Raw genomic sequence first — 3160 nt, 5'->3', positions numbered from 1 at the left:
GGGCCGGTATGGCGGGGGAGGGGCGGTTGGAGTTGCGGCCGTGGGTGCGGCCGGATGTGGTGCCGTTGTCGTTCGCGCAGCAGCGGATGTGGTTTTTGAACCGGCTTGAGGAGACGGTTCCGGGTGCGTCGTCTGCGTACAACTTGCCGTTGGCGTTGCGGATTTCGGGTGTGCTGGATGTGGCCGCGCTGGAGGCCGCGCTGGGTGATGTGGCCGACCGCCACGAGAGCCTGCGTACCGTCCTGCCCGAGGTGAACGGCGTACCCCATCAGCGCGTCCTGGACGGCGAAGCGGGGCGGCCACCCCTGCTGACCAGTGAGTGCACCGAGCAGCAGGTCGACGAGGTACTGGCGCGGCAGGCGGCACGCGGCTTCGACCTGCGCGCCGACCTGCCGTGGCGGGTGTGCCTGATAGCTGTCGGCACGGGTGAGTACGTGTTGTCGGTGGTGGCGCATCACGTGGCAGTGGACGGCTGGTCGATGGGTGTGCTAGCCCGTGACTTGGAGGCCGCCTACGCGGCGCGGTGCGAGGGCCGGGTGCCGGGCTGGGGTGCGCTCCCGGTGCAGTACGCGGATTACGCGCTGTGGCAGCGCGAGGTGTTGGGGGAGTTGGACGACCCGGCGAGTGTGCTGAGCGGTCAACTCGCCTTCTGGCGTGATGCGTTGCGTGGTGTTCCGCAGGAGTTGGTGCTGCCGGTGGACCGGGCGCGGCCTGGGGTGCCGTCGTTCAAGGGGCGGTTGGTGCCGGTGGCGGCGGACGCGTTCACGCACGGCCGGCTGGTGGAGGTGGCCGGGCAGGGCCGGGCGACGATGTTCATGGTGGTGCACGCGGCGGTGGCGCTGCTGCTGTCCCGCCTGGGAGCGGGGGATGACATCCCGCTGGGCACGCCGATCGCGGGCCGCGGGGACGCGGCGCTGGAGGGGCTGGCCGGCTTTTTCGTCAACACCCTCGTCCTGCGCACGGACGTGAGCGGTGATCCGACCTTCGCCGAGCTTCTTGAGCGGGTGCGGGCCGCGGATCTGGCGGCGTACGCCCATCAGGACGTCCCCTTCGAGCGCCTGGTCGAGGAGGTCAACCCGACGCGTTCGGTGTCCCGCAACCCCCTGTTCCAGGTGATGCTCGCCCTGGACAACGTGCCCGAACCGCAGTGGCGGCTCCGCGGCGCGGAGGTGCGCTCCGCGTCGATGGTCTCCCCGGTCGCCCGCTTCGACCTCGCGGTGACCCTGACGGAACGGCGCGACGAGCGCGGTGCGCCCGCCGGCCTCGACGGCGAGATCCTCTACGCGACCGACCTCTTCGACGACCGCACCGCGCAGGCGCTGGCGGACCGGTTGGGCCGCGTCCTCGCACAGGCCGCCTCCGATCCGGACCTCCGCCTCAGCGAGATCGACATCCTGACGCCCGCCGAACGCTCACAGACCGTCGAGCGCTGGAACGACACTGCGGCCGCTGTCCCGGACGCGTCGGTGCCGGAACTGATCGCCGCACAGGCGAAGCGCACGCCCGACGCCGTCGCGGTGCGGTGTGGCTCGGACGCCTTGTCCTACCGGGAGTTGGATGTGGCGGCGGGGCGTCTGGCGTCGTATCTGGCGGGTGTGGGTGTGGGGCGTGGTGATCGTGTAGCGGTGGTGATGGAGCGCTCGGTTGATCTGGTTGTTGCGTTGTTGGGGGTGTGGCGTGCGGGGGCGGCGTATGTGCCGGTGGATGTGGAGTATCCGGCGGAGCGGGTGGGGTTCCTGTTGGGGGATTCGGCGCCGGTAGCGGTGGTGTGTACGGAGGCGTATCGGGATGTGATCCCTGCGGGTGTGGGTGCGCGGTTGGTGGTGCTGGATGATCCGGGGGTTCGTGCGGCTGTTGCGGGATGCCCGGTCGACCGCTCGGCGGTCGGCGTTGGGGCGGATGACGTGGCGTATGTGATGTATACGTCGGGTTCGTCGGGGGTGCCGAAGGGTGTGGCGGTTCCGCACGGGAGTGTGGTGGGGCTGGTGGGGGATCCGGGTTGGCCGGTGGGGCCCGGGGATGTGGTGTTGATGCATGCGCCGCATGCCTTTGATGTGTCGCTGTTCGAGGTGTGGGTGCCGCTGGCGGCGGGCGGCCGCGTCGTGATCGCGGGGCCGGGTGTGGTGGATGCGGCTCGCATTCGTGCCGCGATTGCTGATGGTGTGTCGGTGGTGCATGTGACGGCGGGGATGTTCCGGGTGCTTGCGGAGGAGTCCCCGGAGTGTTTCGCCGGGTTGGATGAGGTGCTGACGGGCGGTGATGTGGTGCCGGTCGGTGCGGTGGCGCGGGTGCGGGAGGCATGCCCGGAGGTGGCGGTCCGGCACTTGTACGGCCCCACCGAAATCACCCTCTGCGCGACGTCACACCTGCTGCGACCCGAGGAGGAGGCAGGTCGGACGCTCCCCATCGGGCGACCTCTCGCCAACCGGCAGGTGTACGTCCTGGACGCCTTCCTGCGCCCGGTCCCGCCCGGCGTCACGGGCGAGCTCTACATCGCCGGGTCCGGCCTTGCGCGCGGCTATCTGCGGCGGCCGGCCCTGACGGCGGAACGTTTCGTGGCCTGCCCGTTCGGTGACGGCGGTGGACGGCGGATGTACCGGACCGGCGACCTCGTCCGGTGGACGGCCGACGGCGAGCTGCTGTTCGTGGAGCGCGCGGACGAGCAGGTGAAGGTGCGTGGATTCCGCGTCGAGCCGGGCGAGGTCGAGTCGGTGCTCGCCGGGCACGCCTCGGTCGGCCAGGTGGCGGTGGTGGCCCGCGAGGACCGCCCCGGCGACAAACGGCTGGTCGCCTACGTCGTGCCCGCCACCCGGCGGAGCCTCGACCCCCGGGAGATACGGGACTACGCGGCAAGGACGCTGCCCGAGTACATGGTCCCGGCCGCCGTACTGCTCCTCGACGCACTGCCGATCACGGCCAACGGCAAGCTCGACCGCGCCGCCCTTCCGGCACCGGACCTCACCGCCCGGGTCTCCCGGCGCGAACCGCGCACACAGACCGAGGAGATCCTGTGCGGCCTGTTCGCCGAGGTGCTCGGGCTGGAGTGGATCGGGATCGAGGACGGCTTCTTCGACCTGGGCGGGGATTCGCTGTCGGGTATGCGGTTGGTGGCGCGGGTGCGGGCGGTGCTGGATGTGGAGGTGGGGATCGGGGAGTTGTT

Annotated in this window: 1 protein-coding gene; it reads left to right on the top strand. The window is 70.8% G+C overall.

The annotated features are described in order from the left end of the window. Positions 1-26: 26 nt before the first annotated feature. Positions 27-3160: amino acid adenylation domain-containing protein (locus AB0H82_RS36325; RefSeq protein WP_362999818.1), on the top strand; the 3134-nt coding region annotated here is incomplete at its 3' end.

The organism is Streptomyces sp. NPDC050732, from assembly GCF_040654255.1.
In the GTDB taxonomy this organism is placed as follows: domain Bacteria; phylum Actinomycetota; class Actinomycetes; order Streptomycetales; family Streptomycetaceae; genus Streptomyces.
This window is presented reverse-complemented; position numbering and strand designations above follow the sequence as displayed.